The 16,703-nt window shown below is 62.2% G+C and carries 18 protein-coding genes; 5 read left to right on the forward strand and 13 right to left on the reverse strand.

The window, feature by feature from the left end; all coding sequences use genetic code 11:
- Positions 1-5: 5 nt before the first annotated feature.
- Positions 6-872, reverse strand: coding sequence for a TIGR01459 family HAD-type hydrolase (locus tag ABIE28_RS13100; protein WP_354063608.1), 867 nt, complete (start codon positions 870-872; stop codon positions 6-8).
- A 118-nt stretch (positions 873-990) separates the two neighbouring features.
- Positions 991-2,202 carry an EAL domain-containing protein gene (locus ABIE28_RS13105; RefSeq protein WP_354063610.1) on the reverse strand — a complete coding sequence of 404 codons (1,212 nt, stop codon included), beginning with the start codon at positions 2,200-2,202 and terminating at the stop codon, positions 991-993.
- 243 nt (positions 2,203-2,445) lie between these two features.
- Here ABIE28_RS13105 and ABIE28_RS13110 point away from each other — a divergent pair, with 243 nt between their 5' ends.
- Positions 2,446-3,870 carry a sigma-54 interaction domain-containing protein gene (locus tag ABIE28_RS13110; RefSeq protein ID WP_354063612.1) on the forward strand — a complete coding sequence of 475 codons (1,425 nt, stop codon included), beginning with the start codon at positions 2,446-2,448 and terminating at the stop codon, positions 3,868-3,870.
- Here ABIE28_RS13110 and ABIE28_RS13115 read toward each other — a convergent pair.
- From ABIE28_RS13115 to ABIE28_RS13125, 3 genes are all read right to left on the reverse strand, one after another.
- Positions 3,867-4,775, reverse strand: coding sequence for a DMT family transporter (locus tag ABIE28_RS13115; RefSeq protein WP_354066451.1), 909 nt, complete (start codon positions 4,773-4,775; stop codon positions 3,867-3,869). The two genes, ABIE28_RS13110 and ABIE28_RS13115, sit on opposite strands and share 4 nt — an antisense overlap.
- An 85-nt stretch (positions 4,776-4,860) precedes the next feature.
- On the reverse strand, positions 4,861-5,055 hold the full coding sequence (locus ABIE28_RS13120; protein ID WP_354063613.1) for a hypothetical protein: 195 nt from the start codon (positions 5,053-5,055) through the stop codon (positions 4,861-4,863).
- A gap of 185 nt (positions 5,056-5,240) precedes the next feature.
- Positions 5,241-5,603 carry a DUF427 domain-containing protein gene (locus ABIE28_RS13125; protein WP_354063614.1) on the reverse strand — a complete coding sequence of 121 codons (363 nt, stop codon included), beginning with the start codon at positions 5,601-5,603 and terminating at the stop codon, positions 5,241-5,243.
- 182 nt (positions 5,604-5,785) lie between these two features.
- Here ABIE28_RS13125 and ABIE28_RS13130 point away from each other — a divergent pair, with 182 nt between their 5' ends.
- The 3 genes from ABIE28_RS13130 (at position 5,786) to ABIE28_RS13140 (ending at position 8,305) form a co-directional block, all read left to right on the forward strand.
- Positions 5,786-6,076 carry a co-chaperone GroES gene (locus tag ABIE28_RS13130; protein ID WP_354063616.1) on the forward strand — a complete coding sequence of 97 codons (291 nt, stop codon included), beginning with the start codon at positions 5,786-5,788 and terminating at the stop codon, positions 6,074-6,076.
- 145 nt (positions 6,077-6,221) lie between these two features.
- The gene (gene groL, locus ABIE28_RS13135) at positions 6,222-7,862 is read left to right on the forward strand and encodes a chaperonin GroEL (RefSeq protein WP_354063618.1); all 1,641 of its coding nucleotides are present in this window, start codon (positions 6,222-6,224) and stop codon (positions 7,860-7,862) included.
- A gap of 212 nt (positions 7,863-8,074) precedes the next feature.
- Positions 8,075-8,305: a BrnA antitoxin family protein gene (locus ABIE28_RS13140; RefSeq protein ID WP_354063619.1), complete on the forward strand. Its 231-nt coding sequence runs from the start codon at positions 8,075-8,077 to the stop codon at positions 8,303-8,305.
- Positions 8,306-8,494: 189 nt separating this feature from the next.
- On the opposite strand, the gene ABIE28_RS13145 is transcribed toward ABIE28_RS13140, so the two are convergent.
- The 8 genes from ABIE28_RS13145 to ABIE28_RS13180 all read right to left on the reverse strand — a co-directional run bounded on the left by ABIE28_RS13145 (position 8,495) and on the right by ABIE28_RS13180 (position 15,814).
- The gene (locus ABIE28_RS13145; RefSeq protein ID WP_354063621.1) at positions 8,495-9,244 is read right to left on the reverse strand and encodes a TSUP family transporter; all 750 of its coding nucleotides are present in this window, start codon (positions 9,242-9,244) and stop codon (positions 8,495-8,497) included.
- 14 nt (positions 9,245-9,258) lie between these two features.
- Positions 9,259-10,470, reverse strand: coding sequence for a glycosyltransferase family 2 protein (locus ABIE28_RS13150; RefSeq protein ID WP_354063623.1), 1,212 nt, complete (start codon positions 10,468-10,470; stop codon positions 9,259-9,261).
- A gap of 100 nt (positions 10,471-10,570) precedes the next feature.
- Positions 10,571-10,822 (reverse strand): hypothetical protein, encoded by a 252-nt coding sequence (locus ABIE28_RS13155; RefSeq protein ID WP_354063625.1) that lies wholly within the window; start codon positions 10,820-10,822, stop codon positions 10,571-10,573.
- 2 nt (positions 10,823-10,824) lie between these two features.
- Positions 10,825-11,532: an ATP phosphoribosyltransferase gene (gene hisG, locus ABIE28_RS13160; protein WP_354063627.1), complete on the reverse strand. Its 708-nt coding sequence runs from the start codon at positions 11,530-11,532 to the stop codon at positions 10,825-10,827.
- Positions 11,529-12,593 (reverse strand): ATP phosphoribosyltransferase regulatory subunit, encoded by a 1,065-nt coding sequence (locus ABIE28_RS13165; protein WP_354063629.1) that lies wholly within the window; start codon positions 12,591-12,593, stop codon positions 11,529-11,531. Before ABIE28_RS13165 ends, hisG begins: the two co-directional genes overlap by 4 nt.
- 169 nt (positions 12,594-12,762) lie before the next feature.
- On the reverse strand, positions 12,763-14,259 hold the full coding sequence (hisS, locus tag ABIE28_RS13170) for a histidine--tRNA ligase (RefSeq protein ID WP_354063631.1): 1,497 nt from the start codon (positions 14,257-14,259) through the stop codon (positions 12,763-12,765).
- A 310-nt stretch (positions 14,260-14,569) separates the two neighbouring features.
- Positions 14,570-14,830: a hypothetical protein gene (locus ABIE28_RS13175; protein ID WP_354063633.1), complete on the reverse strand. Its 261-nt coding sequence runs from the start codon at positions 14,828-14,830 to the stop codon at positions 14,570-14,572.
- Between the two features lie 360 nt (positions 14,831-15,190).
- The gene (locus ABIE28_RS13180; protein WP_354063635.1) at positions 15,191-15,814 is read right to left on the reverse strand and encodes a DNA-3-methyladenine glycosylase I; all 624 of its coding nucleotides are present in this window, start codon (positions 15,812-15,814) and stop codon (positions 15,191-15,193) included.
- Here ABIE28_RS13180 and ABIE28_RS13185 point away from each other — a divergent pair.
- Positions 15,813-16,682: a L,D-transpeptidase gene (locus ABIE28_RS13185; protein ID WP_354063637.1), complete on the forward strand. Its 870-nt coding sequence runs from the start codon at positions 15,813-15,815 to the stop codon at positions 16,680-16,682. The two genes, ABIE28_RS13180 and ABIE28_RS13185, sit on opposite strands and share 2 nt — an antisense overlap.
- The last annotated feature ends 21 nt before the right edge of the window (positions 16,683-16,703 follow it).

Here is a 16,703-nt window from a genome sequence, read left to right on the forward strand (position 1 = left end):
AGGGATCACCAGGCCAGACGGGGCAGGAAGCCGGCCATGTGGGCTCGGCTGGGCGCGACCAGATCGGCAATGGCTTGCGGATCGGGCTTGCCGAAGGCGTCGAGCTCGGCCGCGTGGATTGAGCCGGTGACGAACAGCAGGTCGATGCCGAACTGGGCGGCGCCGGTGGCGTCGGTGCGGACGCTGTCGCCAATGGCGAGGACGCGGGACTTATCGAGCGGGCGACCGGCAGCGACTTCGGCCAGACGGAAGGCTTCTTCGTAAATCGGCTGATAGGGCTTGCCGGCCATCAGCACCATGCCGCCCATGGCGGCGTAGAGATCGCCGAGCGCGCCGCCGCAATAGATGATCTGGTCGCCGTGTTCGACGACGCGATCGGGATTGGCGCAGATCATCGGCAGCTTGCGGGCCAGCCACTGCCTGGCGCGGTCGCGGTACATTTCGGGATTGTCGTGATCGGTATCGAGATCGGTGACGACGACGACTTCGGCATGATCGGCATCGGTGCGGTGCACGTCGAGACCTTCATAAAGCAGATCGTCTTCGGTTGCCGGGCCGACGTGGTGGATGTTCCTGCCGCGATATTTTTCGATCATCACGCGGGTCGCGTCGCCGGAGGAGACGATGGCATCATAGGCGTCGCGATGCACGCCAAGCCGGTCGAGCATTTCGACAATCGGGCCCGAGGGGCGCGGCGCATTGGTGATGAACACGGCCTTGCCGCCGGCTTTGCGGAACTCGGTCAGTGCCTCAACGGCAGTCGGGAAGGCCGCGACGCCATTGTGGACGACGCCCCAGACGTCGCTCAATACAGCGTCATAGCGGCCGGCGAGGTCGGAAAGGCCGGTGATTGAAGGTAGCGGGCTGGTCATCGCGATATTCCGATGCGGACAGGATGGGCGTTGTATGTGGCAGCTTGCCCCTCGGGATCAAGGGGAAACGGGAATGTGCTTTGGTATCATCAAAGCCAGCCTACGTGGATCGGGCGTTTTACCGGGCGGTCTGGCGCAGCGGCTCCATGCCCAGATCGGAGCGCACCGGACCGGCCGCGGCGATATAGGGCCCCTGGATCAGCACGATGCCATCTTCGAGCAGTTCAACGATCTGGCGCTCGCTGACGACACCGGTGCCGAGCAGCTTGATATCGAAGCGGGCGACGTAGTTGGCGATATCGGAGGCGTGGAAATCGGTGAAGACTTCGGGCTCGGCGATGAAGCGGGCCGCGTCGATGCGCAGCGAGCGAACGCCCTGCGCGGCGAGTTCGGCAATGTCGATCCGCAGCGAGCGAACGTCAGAAATTGAAAAGCCGGCGCCCTTTTTGGCGACGGCATCGGCGATGGCGCGTTCGCCGGTGGTGAGATCCTGCCAGTCGGCTTCGCTGATGGTGAAGGTGAGGCCCGAGGCGATGGCGCGATTGGCTTCGAGCGAAACCAGCAGCTGCTCGGAGGCGGTCGAATCACCAATGGTGGCGCGCGACAGCGGCGCATAGACGGTAACCTGCTGCGCATTGGCGCGGGCGCGGCGGCAGATGGTGACGGCTTCGAGCAGGCCGACGCCTTCGATATGGCGCAGCACATCTTCGCCACCACGGCGCGGCATGAAATCGGCGCGGTCAGCCAGATCGCCATTTTCAAGCATCAGGCGCGGCACAAGGTCGAAGCCCTGGGTCCGGCGCTGCGGTAGCGTAACCACGGGCTGCATGTGATAGATGAGGCGGTTTTCGGACACGGCCTGACGCAGCAGCGGCAGCGGAATGAGCGGCTCGGGCTCATAGACGACCGGCGCGGACGGGGCCGTAATCAAGCGGTCATTGCTGACCGGGGCAGGCTTTGCCTTGCGTTCTTCGAGATCGGCCACCGCTTCGGCGACCTGACGGATAACTGTTCCCAGAACCGAGATATCGGCTTCGACGCCTTCAAGGCGCGCACCGGCGTCAACTTCGGCAATCGAATTGATGCGCTGGCCGAGCACGGCACCGGCCTGCGCATCGGTTGCGAGCAGGCGCGACAGGTCTTCGATGGCGCGTTCGAGGCGGTTTTCGGCGCGCAGTCGCAGGGTGCGTTCCATCAGTACGACGCAGACGCAACCGAACACCAAAGCGGCCAGAATGGCATTGGCGGGGGTAAAGGTCAGGCCAAAATAAGCCGCCGCGCCGACGGCGACAGCAGCTATGGCGATGAACGTGTAGACCAATGCCTGCACGGGCGGACCTCAGAGACGCCGGGATTCGGCACTTCTCTCATAGCATCGCAGCCGAGCAGGAAAAAGCGCGCTGCGGCGGCTCTCCCAAGCCTATTTACGGCCGAAATACGTCGATTTACGCAAAATGCGAGTCAGCGGAACGGAATATTTACCCTGTTGCTGAACAATCGAAGGCCTGGCGGAGAACTTTGGCGTCAAGCCGAAGCGCATCGACCAGCGGATTAGAAGCGAGGACTGGGCTGCATGGCGATGCATACTCTTGGCGACGGCGAGCCCCATGGACAGCTGTTGCTCATCGACGAAGCCCATGCCCATGCGCAGCTGGTTGTCGAAACGCTGAACCAGAGCCTGAGCAATCTGCGCGTGACCATCGCCAATGGCGGCAAGCAGGCATGCGAGCTGCTGCGCGACAGCCGTTTCGATATCGTTCTGGCCGACCTTGCCAGCCTTAAGGATCTTGGCGCGCGCAGCGATGACGCGGTGGCGCGACTGGTGCGACTGGCCGATGGCGCGCTGCTGATCGCCGTATCCGATGGCGCTTCGGTGTCGGCATCGGTGGGCGCGATGCGGGCCGGGGCGCATGATTATGTGGTCAAGCCGATCAATGGCCCGGCGATGGCTGCGCGGATTGGCGAATTGGCACAGCGCCACGGCAAGGGGCGTTCGCTGAGCATTGAAGCCTGTGGCGAAGGGCTGGCCGATTTTGCCGGCTTTATCGGCTCATCGAGCGCCATGCAGTTTGTCTATGAGCAGATCGGGCGCATTGCCCCCTCCTCCGCGCCCGTGTTCATCACCGGCGAAAGCGGCACCGGCAAGGATGTGTGCGCCGAGGCGCTGCATGAAAAGGGTCCGCGCGCCGGCAAGCGGCTGGTGGCGATCAACTGCGCGGCGATCCCGCGTGACCTGATGGAAAGCGAATTGTTCGGCGTGGCGCGCGGGGCCTTTACCGGCGCGCATGACGACCGCAAGGGCGCCGCCGAACTGGCCGATGGCGGCACGCTGTTCCTCGATGAAATCGGGGAAATGGATTTGTCGCTCCAGAGCAAATTGCTCCGATTCCTGCAGACTGGAACGTTGAGCCGGGTTGGCGAGGCAGCGGTGCGGCGGGTGGATGTGCGGGTGATCTGCGCGACCAACCGCAACCCGATGCAGCTGATCACCGAAAAGAAGTTCCGCGAAGACCTGTTCTACCGCCTGCATGTGCTGCCGATCCATCTGCCGCCGCTGCGGCAGCGGCCGAGCGACATCATGGTGCTGGCCCGCCATTTCCTCGCGCGCTATGCCGCCGAGGAACACAAGCGGTTTGGCGGCTTTGCGCCCGATGTGGCGTCGCTGCTGACCTCGGCCGAATGGCCGGGCAATGTGCGCCAGTTGCAGAACCTGGTGCGGCGGATGGTGGTGATGGGCGATGGTGGCGAGATCACCATGCCCATGCTCAATGCCGCCGACATCGAGTCGCGTGGTGTGGTGGCGCCGGTAGAGGCGACGCCGAAAGCAGAACGTCGGCAAGTCATCTTGCCGATGTGGCAGCAGGAACAGCGCATTATCGAAGATGCCATTGCCAGCTTTGGCGGCAATGTTTCGCTGGCCGCCGCAGCGCTCGAAATCAGCCCATCGACGATCTATCGCAAGCGCCAGGGCTGGGCGGAAATGGCCGTCGCGAGCTAAGGCGTATTGGCTTCACGGGCCTTGACGCGGTCAAGGCCCAGATAGTGCTCGCGCAGGATGACGGCGATGCCGGAGCAGACGATGATGATGGCGCCAAAGATCATGGCGGCCGTTGGCACGTCGCCGAAAATGGTCATGCCGATGACCAGCGTCAGCAGCAGCGAGACATATTCGAACGGCGCGATCACTGACATATCGGCATAGCGATAGCATGAGGTCAGCAGCAGCTGGCCAATGCCACCGGCAAAGCCCGCGCCGACCAGCAAAGCGGCCTGTTGCGGCGTCGGCATGACCCAGCCGAAGGGCAGCGTCAGCAGTGACAGCACGCTGGCGCTGATGAAAAAGTAGATGACGATGGCTTCGGTGCGCTCGGTTTGCACCAGCTTGCGCACCTGCATCATGGCAAAAGCGGTGACGATGGCGCCGGCAAAGGCCGCAATGGCACCGATGGCTTCGCTATCGCCCGCGGGCTGACCGCTGGAGAACAGCGTCAGGCGCGGCCACAGAATGATGAGCACACCCACGAGCCCGACGATAACCGCCGTCCAGCGAAACAGATGTACCTGCTCCTTGAGCAGCAGGGCGCTGAACACGACGATGAGCAGCGGCGCGGCGTAACCGATGGCGGTGGATTCCGGCAGCGGCAGCCGGGTCAGCGCGAAAAAGCCCAGCCCCATCGATGTGGCGCCAACCAGCGCACGCACAACGTGACCGAACGGGTTCTTGGTGTGGAGGGCAACGCGCAACTGCCGCCGCCACAGCAAATAGGCGACGACGGGCAGAATGGCGAAAAAACAGCGGAAGAAAACCAGCTCGCCGGTCGGGATGGTCCCGGTGGCCTTGAGCATGGTGGCCATGACCACAAAGCAGCAGACGGAAAAGACCTTGAGCACGATGCCACGCATTGGCCCACCCCGATGTTGCGCGGGGCTATGGGACAGGGTGGGCTTGGAAACGGTCACGGCAGTCTCTTAAATCCGGCGGCCGGGATCAATTTCCGGAGGCTTGCTCCAGCTTTTCCTTGGCAATACGCGCGGTGGCGAATGCCTTGTGCTCAGGGCCGACAGCACTGCCGGTCTTGAGGATTTTGCCTTCGGCATCGTGGATTTCCCAATGCCAGTTAGCGTTCGGGCCGCTGCCGCCCTTGAGGCGCAGCTTGATCTGTAGAGTGTTATCCTGGGTCATGCTTGCCTTATGGCTCAGGTTGCGGTGGCTTGGAAGGGGGAAAGTGGGTTTGTGCCACGCCCTCGTGGTTCGAGGCTCGTGAAGAACTCGCACCTCACCATGAGGGCTACGAGGACATTGCGACTAGAGCAGCCCTCAAGGTGAGGCGGGAGCGCAGCGACCCTCGAACCACGAGGGCATGCCCTCTAAACCTCGGACGTCCGATACTCGATGCGGTCGCCCCAGAAGGCGAGGTGGTCGCGGATGGGTTCAACCAGGGGGCATGGGTCGGGGTAGTACCAGACCTGGTCGGGGCCGTCGGCGGTTAGGGTTTTGAGGGTGTAGTAGTGCGCCTCGCCCTTATAGGGGCATGTGGTGCGGATTTCGGAGCGCTCCAGCACGTCCTCGCGGATGTCTTCGCGCGGAATATATATGCGCAGCGGCGCGCCGGGCTCGTCGAGTTCGAGGGCGTTCAGCGAGCTGCCGATTTCGGCGTCGTCAAACAGCACATGGACCCGGCCTTTGGCGGGTGTGATCTTGATATCTTTGTCCAGACATTGACGCGTCATGATGACCTGCCATTTAGAGTTTTGAGAGTGTCCGAGATCAACGCACGAACACAAACTCGGTTCACCCGACCTTGACTCTAAAGGGGGTGCGCCATATATCCCCTGCACTGCATTAGCACTCTACAATCGTGAGTGCTAACAGCGCGAAATTGCATTTCAGTTTGATGCTAATAGGAGCAATCATGAGCTTCCGTCCCCTGCACGACCGCGTGGTCGTCCGTCGCCTCGACAGCGAAGAAAAGACCAAAGGCGGGATTATCATCCCAGACACCGCCAAGGAAAAGCCATCCGAAGGCGTGATCGTTTCCGTTGGCCCCGGCGCCCGCGACGATTCCGGCAAAGTAACCGCGCTTGACGTCAAGGCCGGCGACCGCGTGCTGTTCGGCAAGTGGAGCGGCACCGAGGTCAAGGTCGACGGTGAAGACCTGCTGATCATGAAAGAATCCGACATCATGGGCATCGTCGAAGCTTAAAAACGCGAAGTGTTCCGGAAATCCGGAACCGCGTTTTTATTTTTGAACGCGTCTGAATTTCCCAAAAACCGCTTTGCACTTTTTGGTCAGACGCTTCTGCTTCCTCATCCCTTTCTTTTTGTCTGCACTTTAAGGAGCGCCCTCCATGGCCGCTAAAGAAGTAAAGTTCTCCACTGACGCGCGCGACAAGATGCTGCGTGGCGTCAACATCCTGGCAAACGCAGTCAAGGTGACCCTCGGCCCAAAGGGTCGTAACGTCGTGATCGAAAAGTCCTTCGGTGCGCCACGCATCACCAAGGACGGCGTGTCGGTTGCCAAGGAAATCGAACTCGAAGACAAGTTCGAAAACCTCGGCGCACAGCTGCTGCGTTCGGTCGCTTCCAAGACCAACGACGTTGCTGGCGACGGCACCACCACTGCGACCGTTCTCGGTCAGGCCATCGTTGTTGAAGGCGTCAAGGCTGTTGCCGCCGGCTTCAACCCAATGGATCTGAAGCGCGGCATCGACCTCGCTGTTGAAGAAGTTGTGGCTTCGCTCAAGGCTTCGGCCAAGAAGATCACGTCGTCTTCGGAAGTTTCGCAGGTCGGCACTATTTCGGCCAACGGCGAAACCTCGATCGGCGAGATGATTTCGGAAGCCATGCAGAAGGTCGGCAACGAGGGTGTCATCACCGTCGAAGAAGCCAAGACTGCTGAGACCGAACTCGACGTCGTTGAAGGCATGCAGTTCGACCGTGGCTACCTGTCGCCATACTTCGTGACCAATGCCGAGAAGATGACCGCCGTTCTGGAAGATCCAGTGATCCTCCTGCACGAAAAGAAGCTGTCGAACCTTCAGGCTATCCTGCCGATCCTCGAGTCGGTTGTTCAGAGCCAGCGCCCACTGCTGATCATTGCTGAAGACATCGAAGGTGAGGCTCTTGCGACCCTCGTCGTCAACCGTCTGCGTGGCGGCCTCAAGGTTGCTGCCGTCAAGGCACCAGGCTTTGGCGATCGCCGCAAGGCAATGCTCGAAGACATCGCCATCCTGACCGGCGGCCAGGTGATCTCAGAAGATCTCGGCATCAAGCTCGAGAACGTGACCATCGACATGCTCGGCACTGCCAAGCGCGTTGAAATCACCAAGGAAAACACCACGATCGTCGACGGCGCCGGCACCCAGGAAGACATCCAGGGCCGCGTTGGTCAGATCAAGTCGCAGATCGAAGAAACCACTTCGGACTATGACAAGGAAAAGCTGCAGGAACGTCTGGCAAAGCTCGCCGGCGGTGTTGCCGTGATCCGCGTTGGCGGCTCGACTGAAGTTGAAGTCAAGGAGCGCAAGGACCGCGTCGACGACGCGCTGAACGCTACCCGTGCTGCTGTTGAAGAAGGCATCGTCCCCGGCGGCGGCGTCGCTCTGCTGCGCGCTGCACATGCCATCACCGTGACCGGCATCAATGCTGATCAGGCTGCTGGTATCGCGATCGTTCGTCGTGCCCTGCAGGAACCAGTGCGTACCATCGCCAACAATGCTGGCGCTGAAGGTTCGGTTGTGGTCGGCAAGATCCTCGAGAACAACTCGCCAAACTTCGGCTACAACGCTGCCACCGGTGAATATGGTGACCTCGTTGCACTCGGCGTTATCGACCCGGTGAAGGTCGTTCGTCATGCCCTGCAGGACGCAGCTTCGGTTGCATCGCTGCTGATCACGACGGAAGCCCTGATCGTTGAAGCCCCTAAGCATGACGCACCGGCAATGCCAGGCGGCGGCGGCATGGGCGGCATGGGTGGCATGGACTTCTAAATCGCTTAGCGATTTAGATTCTCCTTTTCGCTCACGGGCGGATACGTCCCACGGCCGGGCGGCATTGCCGCCTGGCAGAAATTACGACTTCAAGGTTCGTTTCTTCCCAGTCACGAACTTTGTGGAAAGGCGCTGTGGCAACACGGCGCCTTTTTTGTTGCGCCCTGCCCGCCGCCCGGCAATAGACTGCCCAAAATCACGAGGAAGATTCGATGCGGACACCCCGACGCGGCAGCGCCTTTGACCAGGCCGAAGCCGCTTTCAAGAGCGCCACCACCAAGCCAGTTGCGGCAGCGCCGGCCAAGCCAGCTACGCCGCCCGAGGGCAAGGAAATGGTGTCGCTGCGGCTCGACCGCGCTGTGCTAGAGCATTTTCAGGAAGATGGTCCGGGTTGGCAGGACCGGATCAATGCCGCGCTGCGTGGAGTGGCGGGGCTGGATTGAGGGGTTGGGTAGATCGTGCCACGACCTCGTCCTTCGACAGGCTCAGGATGGGTCTGTTGGGGGGATCGGGTTCGGGATGCGGTCGGTTGGGGTGTCAATCTCGGAGGCTCATCCTGAGGTATGCACTTAGAGCCGCCTAATCTCAGTAAGCCTCATCCTGAGCCTGTCGAAGGACGAGGCCGTGTCCGCTCAGCGGAAGAACAGCAGGCGTAGCGCCAGCGCAATCGACACCACCACAACCACCGGACGGATGATCTTGGCGCCGTAGCGGATGCCGGTTCGGGCTCCGAGATAACCGCCGACCACCTGCCCCACCGCCATGGCGATGGCTGCTGGCCAGACGACGTCGCCGGCCGGGATGAAGATGGTGAGCGCGGCCAGGTTAGACACCAGGTTCAATATCTTGGTGTTGCCCGAGGCGCGGGTCAGGCCCATGCCAAACAGCATGACAAAACCGATGGTGAAGAATGAGCCCGTGCCGGGCCCGAAAATTCCGTCGTAAAAGCCGATGGCAAAGCCCATGATCGGCACGAAGAGGCCAAACGGCAGGCGTGCCGACTTGTCGGCGTCGGAGAGGTTTGGCGCGAACAGGAAATAGAGCGCAATACCGATCAGCGCGACCGGCACGGCCGTATCGAGCAAACTGACATCGATTTGTTTGACCACCAGCGCGCCGATCAGGCTGCCGGCATAGGTGAGCGCGATAGCGGGGATCAGCGCTTTGAGCGAGACAAAGCCCCGCCGCCAGTAGGTGAGCGCTGCCATGCCGGTGCCCACCACCGATTGCAGTTTGTTGGTCGCCAGCGCCGAAACGGGCGGCAGACCAACCGACAGCAGCGCCGGCAGCGCGATCATCCCGCCTCCACCTGCAATCGCGTCAACAAAACCGGCCAACAGGCCGACACCGGCCAAGGCCAGCAGGATCAGGGGATCGAGCATAGTGCTCCGGGGCGTTATAGGGTGCGGATATGCGTCGTGCTGTCGGGCAAGGGTGCCTCGGCCACACGGCGCTCATAGATGGGAATGTTGATCATGGACGACATGAAGCCGCTCATCATCATCTGGAAACCGGACACGAGCGCGGTCATGGCCAGAATGACGGCGCGCATGGTGCTGGTCTGGTTGAGCGGTCCGAAATCGCGCTTGGCCCATTCGGACAGGCCCCAGCCCAATGCGCCGAGGCCGATCAGCATCAGGACAACGGCAACTAGCAGGATGCGTTCGAGCGTGAGGGCCTCGAGCAGGCGGTCGTGATTGCTGGAGCGCGGGATGAAGCCGTAGCGCGAGGCAAAGCGTCGGCCGATGACCGCAAAGGAAATCGACTGTAGCCCAACGATAATGCAGAGCGCGGCGACGAGGAACGTGTGGACGTCGAAGCTGACGTTGCCGACACGGAATGGACCGGGCAGGAGTAGCCCGCCGACCACGAGACCGACGGCGAGCAGCGCGAGGCCGGGATAGAGGAACAGCCAGCGCGGCGAGAACAGCAGCAGGAAGCGCAGGTGGCGCCAACCGTCGCGGAACGAGCGCAGATGCGGCGGGCGGGAGCGACCGTCCTTGGCGAGCGTCGTGGGCACTTCGCGCACGTCGAGTTGAGCCAGTGTTGCCTTGACCACCATTTCGGAGGCGAATTCCATGCCGGTGGTGCGCAGGTTGAGCGCCAGGATCGCCTCGCGCGAGAAGCCGCGCAGGCCGCAATGGAAGTCGCGAATGGGGGTGCGGAAGAACAGGCGTCCGAAGGCGCTGAGCACCGGATTGCCGATGTAGCGGTGATGCCAAGGCATGGCGCCGGGCGCGATGCCACCGGCAAAGCGATTGCCCATGACCAGATCGGCACCATCGCGCAATGCGGCGACGAAGGCGTCGAGCTTGGAGAAATCATAGCTGTCATCGGCATCGGCCATGATGATGTAGCGACCGCGCGCCGCCTGAATGCCGCCGCCCAGTGCTGCCCCATAGCCGCGTTCGGGCACCGGCACGACGCGGGCGCCGAGGCCTTCGGCGATCTCGCGCGAGCCATCGGTCGAGCCGTTATCGGCGATGACGACTTCGCCGGAAATGCCGGTGCGGTCGAGATACGATTGCGCCTTGTTGATGCAGGTCGCCAGCGTCTCAGCCTCATTGAGGCAGGGCATCAGGATGGTGAGTTCGATGCTATCAGTCAATTCCGCCCCGCCCCGCAATGCTGTCTAAGTCTTGTGCCGTGAATCGGGGCCTCAGGCAATGTTGCCGCAGTTTATGGGGAGCGCGGCTATCGAGGCGCCGTCAGTCACCTCCACCACCACCGCCATCTCCGCCGCCGCTATCGCTGGAGCTGTCGAAGCCAGTGTCATGGGTCGTGTCGTGACGTCCGCTTGAAGGGGTCGGGCCCGCGTCGCTGGATGATGCGGCACCGTCACCCGATGTCGGGTTGCGGCCACGGCCATTGATGCGGCCGCGCGGGGTGCCGATCAGCAGGATGAGCAGCCCGCTGACCAGCGTGATGGGAATGAGAAAGAGGAGCCATTGCCACTCCATGCTTATGCGCCCGCGTTTGCACCCAGCTTTGCCAGGACGGTGTAGAGCAACGCCTTGCGCTCTGCTGGCCAGTCGGCGGTGCGCGAGACGATGAGGCAGGCTTCGCTTTGCAGCATGACGCCATCTTCGAGCACGCGAAGGCCATTGGCCGCGAGGGTTGAACCGGTGGTGGTGATATCGACGACGATATCGGCCACGCCCGATGCCGGGGCTGCTTCGGTGGCGCCGAGGCTTTCCACCGTGCGGTATTCGGCAATGCCGGCCTTGGCGAAATGCTGGCGGGTGATGGTGATATATTTGGTGGCGATGCGCATCCAGCGGCCGTGACGGCTGCGGAAATCGGAGGCGACGTCGGCCAGATCGTGCATGTGGGTGACGTCGATCCAGCTATCGGGAACGGCGACGACGCAGTCGGCTTTGCCGAAGCCGAGTGGCTTGGCGATGTGAACGGCCGAGGGGCCAATTTCGCTGGTTTCGTGGATCAGATCGAGGCCGGTGACGCCGATATCGATCGTGCCGCGGATCAGTTCGCGGGCGATCTCGGAGGCGGGAAAGAACCGCACCGTAATATCGGGGTGGCCTTCAACCGCGCCAAGATAGGAGCGCGCGCCGCCGGGGCGGGTAATGGTCATGCCGTTCGCGGCAAACCAGTCACGGGTGAGTTCTTCAAGACGGCCCTTCGAGGGGACGGCGAGCGTAATGCCGGTCATGCGCGGACCTCCGCTTCGAGGCGATCGACCCAGACCGAACAGCCGGAAGCGGCGATGGGCGCGGTGGCCCCGAGGCGTTCGAGCAGGCGGTCATACTGGCCGCCAGAGGCCAGAACATCGCCGGATGGGCTGGTCATTTCAAAGACAATGCCGGTGTAATAATCGAGACGCGGCGAGAAACTGGCATCGAAGCTGACGCGGGCTTCGCCGAGGCCATTGAGATGGCGGCGGATGGCGCGAATCGGCGCGCCCAGCATCAGGCGGTGTTCGGCGGCGAGCTTTTCGACCTGAGTCAGTGCCTGCAACACCGGACCGGAAATCGCCAGGTATGAGCGCAGCAGCTTGAGCGTTTTGGCAGGAACGTGGGCCGCATCGAGCGCCTGCTGTTCGAGATAGCGCTCGGCGATCTCTTCGGGCGAGCGACCTTCGGAGAGGCTGAGGCCAGCGGCGACCATCTGTTCGGTGACCGACTGCACCAGTTCTTCGCGCGAGGGCTGCTGTTCGCGCGCGACATTCGGCGCAGCTTCGAGGCGGGTCAGCAGCCGGTCGAGCGCTTCCGTGTGGCCGAAGCGATTGCGGATACGCGGACGCCAGGCGTCGGGCATGTCTGCTTGCACCAGCAAAGCCTCGAACAGGCCGACGCCGCCGAGGCGGATGTCGGGGGCAACGCCGAAAATGGAGAGAGCCGCGCGGGCGAAGGTCAGAACCTGATCGAGCGCCACATCGCCATCATGCTGAGCGAGCAATTCGATGCCGGCCTGATCGAACTCGGCGGGGCCGGTTTCGCGCTGGCGGAAAATCGGGCCCAGATAGGAGAAGGCGGCCGGTTCGCCGACTCCATCATCGATGTAGGATTTAACGATGGGCAGGGTGAAATCGGGGCGCAGGCAGTATTCGGCGCCATTGCTGTCGGTGGTCAGCAACATGCGACGGCCGAACTCTTCGCCCGCGAGATCGAAATAGGGATCGGCGGAGAGCAGCAGGGGCGGGGTAGCGCGGCAGGCGCCCTGGGCCTCGACGAGGTCTTCGAGCTGTGTGCGTCGGAAAGCGGCGTTGGTCATGGGGTCGCCCTCTTCACCTCTCCCTGGGGGGAGAGGTCGGCGCAACGCGCCGGGTGAAGGGGCCTGCCCCGAGCACCGCATCCAGAAAAGGCCCCCTCACCCGACCCAAAAGGGTCGACCTCTCCCCCAAAGGGAGAGGTGAAGAAGCGGTGGGGGAGAAGCCGCACGCTCATTGCTCGCTCAGCAGTTTCTGCACGGCGGTGACGAGGTCTTCGCGCTTGATTTCGAACTGGCCGGGGCGGGCGGCTTTCCATTCGGCGTTGTCCGTGATGGCGGCGGCGGCCTGCTTGCCGGCGATCAGGTCCTTGATCTGGAGGATGCCCTGCTCGCGCTCCTGGCTGCCCTCGATGATGACGGCAGGCGCATTGCGCTTGTCGGCATAGGCGACCTGCTTGCCGAAATTCTTGGTGTTGCCCAGGAACATTTCGGCACGGATGCCGGCATTGCGCAGTTCGGCGACCATGGCCTGGTAGCCAGCCATTTGGTCCTTATCCATGACGAGGACGACGACCGGGCCGACGGGCTCGGCGGCGCCCAGATTGCCGGAGAGCTTGAGCGCATTGGCAAGGCGCGAGACGCCGATGGAGAAGCCGGTGGCCGGCACGGGCTCGCGACGGAACCGGGAGACGAGGCCGTCGTAACGACCGCCGCCGCCGACTGAACCGAACACGACGTCCTGGCCCTTTTCGTTCTGCACCTTGAAGGTCAGTTCGACTTCGAAAACGGCGCCAGTGTAATATTCGAGGCCACGCACGACGGAGGGATCGAGGATGACGCGACCGCCAAAACCGGCGGCGCTGACGAGACCAAAGATCGAGGCCAGTTCCTGCACACCGGCAAGGCCGGTTTCGGAACCGCCGATCAGGCCGGCCAGTGTGTTGATGGTCGAGACGACATGGGCGTTGCTGCCCTTTTCGACGCCTCCGGCGGGAACGCCGCTATCGACATAGGTGAGGATCGGTTCGATCTGTTCGGGGGTGAGGCCAGCGCCCTTGGTGAAGTCGCCGCTGTCGTCCTTGCGGCCCGCGCCGAGCAGCAGCTTGACGCCTTCGGCGCCGAACTTGTCGAGCTTGTCGATGGCGCGGAGAACAGTGAGCTTTTGCGCATCGGTGGTGACGCCGGCTGTCGCCAGCACGCCGTCGAGCACCTTGCGATTGTTGACGCGGACGACGTACTGCCCCTCAAGGCCCAGCGCATCCATGACGTCGGCCATCATCATGCACATTTCGGCGTCAGCTTCCGGCCCGCCTGCCCCGACGGTATCCGCGTCGAACTGCATAAACTGGCGGAAACGGCCCGGACCGGGCTTTTCATTGCGGAACACATAGCCCTGCCGATAGGAGCGGTAGGGCTTGGGCAGGCTCTCGAAATTCTCGGCAAAGTAACGGGCGAGCGGCGCGGTGAGATCGTAGCGCAGGCTCATCCACTGCTCGTCATCGTCCTGCAGCGAGAACACGCCGGCATTGGGCCGATCGGTGTCCGGCAGGAACTTGCCGAGCGTTTCGGTGAATTCGAAAAGCGGGGTTTCGACGGGGTCGAAGCCGTAGCGCTCATAGACTTTCCTGATCTTGTCGATCATGGCGCCCACGGCGGCGATTTCGCCGGGCGTGCGATCCTCGAAACCGCGTGGCAGGCGCGGGGCGATCAGCTTGGTTTTTTCGGTCATTTGAGTAGCCTCAGGAAGTCGCGCCGTTCCTAGCGGATCGGGGGGATGGAAACAACAGGCGGCTGGGGTGAGACGCAATCGTTCTGCACCACCAGATACGTAGTCGGCACCCTCCCCATTGCGGGGAGGGATCAAGGGTGGGGGTGATGTCTTCTCCATCGCGTATGCGGAGAGATACCCCCACCCGGCTCGATCACGGACTTAGCTAAGGGCTAAGTCCTACCTCGCTTCCCTCCCCGCAAGGGGGAGGGTGGACGACTGATAGCTTTGTGGTTGGGAGGGTTGGGTTTTCCCACTCCTCCCCCAGCTCTTACATCCCGGGTCTCCGCAGGGGGCCGGGTATGCTGGAGTTTGCCCTGATGTCCAGCCAATGGCTGGGGTTTGCGTCGGGCGGCAGCCCGATGTCCTCGCGCAGATAGCCGGGAACGTTGGATGGCAGGCGGGGTCGGTTCCACCAGGCGGAGATGGCTGCGCCCATGACGGCGAGCAGGCCACGTTGGTGTACGGCGTCGGCGATGTTGAATTCCAGGCGCAGGACAACGCTGCCCGGCGGAATGGGTTCGTACGACATGATGATTTCCGGGCGCGTCAAAACGCGGACCGGCCTCTGATGATGTGAATGGTGACGCAAGGAATCGCGGTCGCAGAACGACCCGGTTTCAAAACGTCACGGCATGGTGGCTAGAAAAATGTCCGCGGCTGGTGAGCCGAGGCGACGAAAGGGCGGAGCGTCAGGCTCGGCGCTGATGTCGCGAAGTAGGACCCTGATGGTGGCGTGTGAACATGTCTGTCATGTGCTGCCTCCCTCGGGTTGGCGTTATTGGACGAGGCGCTTCTAGCTCGCGCTTCCGTGATCGGCAAGCAATGATGTGGCGCCGTGTCGCAGAGCGCGCTGATTGTTGCGCGAAGGCAACAGCGAGGGCAGCCGGGCCTAAGCCGGCCGCACCAGTGCGTTGCGTTCTGCCTCGACCTCATCGCGGCAGAAACAGCCTTCCATATGGTCGTTGACCAGGCCCATGGCCTGCATGAAGGCATAGCAGGTGGTGGGGCCGACGAAGTTGAAGCCGCGCTTGCGCAGATCTTTGCTGAGGGCGCGCGAGGCGTCGGTCTGACCGAGCAGACGCAGCGAGGCCCAGCTCAGATCATCGGGGCGATGTTCGGCGCGGGTTTCGAAACGCCAGAAATAGGCGGCGAGGGAGCCGAACTCTTTTTGCAGTTCGAGCGCGCGCTTGGCGTTGTTGATGGTGGCGTTGATCTTGCCGCGATGGCGGATGATGCCGGTGTCCTGCAGCAGGCGCTCGACGTCCTCATCGGTCATGGCAGCGACCTTGGCGATGTCAAAGCCATGGAACACTTCGCGGAAGCGCTCGCGTTTGCGCAGGATGGTGATCCAGGAGAGGCCTGACTGGAAGCCTTCAAGACAAATCTTTTCGAATAGCCGCGTGTCATTGGTGACCGGGCGGCCCCATTCGCGGTCGTGATAGTGACGATACAGCGCGTCGTCGCCGGCCCAGGGGCAACGTGGCAGGCCATCGGCATCGGCGACAATCGACATGGCTGCTGCACCTTTGTTGCAAATCAAGCAGATGCTTAGACCGGCATCGCCTGCAATGGAATGCAAAGCCCAACATTTCGACAACACAATTGCTGGCCGCTACGCCGTGCTCGGTTTGCTTAGCGATGCGCTAACCATCAGTTCGATCAATGGCTTAACCATGCCAATTCACCCCATATTGGCCAATTATCGGCAACAATCACAGCAAGCTGACACCTCGTCGGCATGCAATGTGGATGTCGTCATGATCGGGACCAAGTCTATCGCCAAGGGTTTGATTGCTCTGTTGCTTACAAGCGCAATGCTGCTGCCGGCAGCAGCGCAGGGACTACAGCCGGGCTGGCGCTTCGCGCCGCCTCCAGGTGTCACGCTGACATCGGGCAAGCCGCAGCACGCGCTGATGCTGCAGGGTAATGGGCAGGTGAACCCGATCTATCTGCGGCAGGTCGTGAGCTACCCGACCAATGAACGCAGTGGTACCCTGGTGATCGATACCGGCGCGCATTTCCTCTATTTCGTGCTCGGCGATGGGCGCGCGCTGCGCTACGGCATCGGCGTTGCCAAGTCGGGATTTGAATGGAGCGGCACCCATCAGGTGAGCCGCAAGGCCGAATGGCCAAGTTGGACGCCGCCGGCAGAAATGCTGAAGCGCCGCCCCGAATTGCCGCGCTTTATGGAAGGTGGTACCAACAACCCGCTCGGCGCCCGCGCGCTTTATCTTGGATCAACGCTGTATCGCATCCACGGCACGACCGAGCCATGGACTATTGGGCAAAACGTTTCTTCAGGTTGCATTCGCATGACTAACGCGGACGTGATCGACCTTTATGAACGTGTCAAACTTTATACGAAGGTGGTGGTCCTTTAATAAGGATTTTCCCTGAGTATC

This window comes from Devosia sp. 2618 (genome assembly GCF_040546815.1).
Taxonomy (GTDB): Bacteria; Pseudomonadota; Alphaproteobacteria; order Rhizobiales; family Devosiaceae; genus Devosia.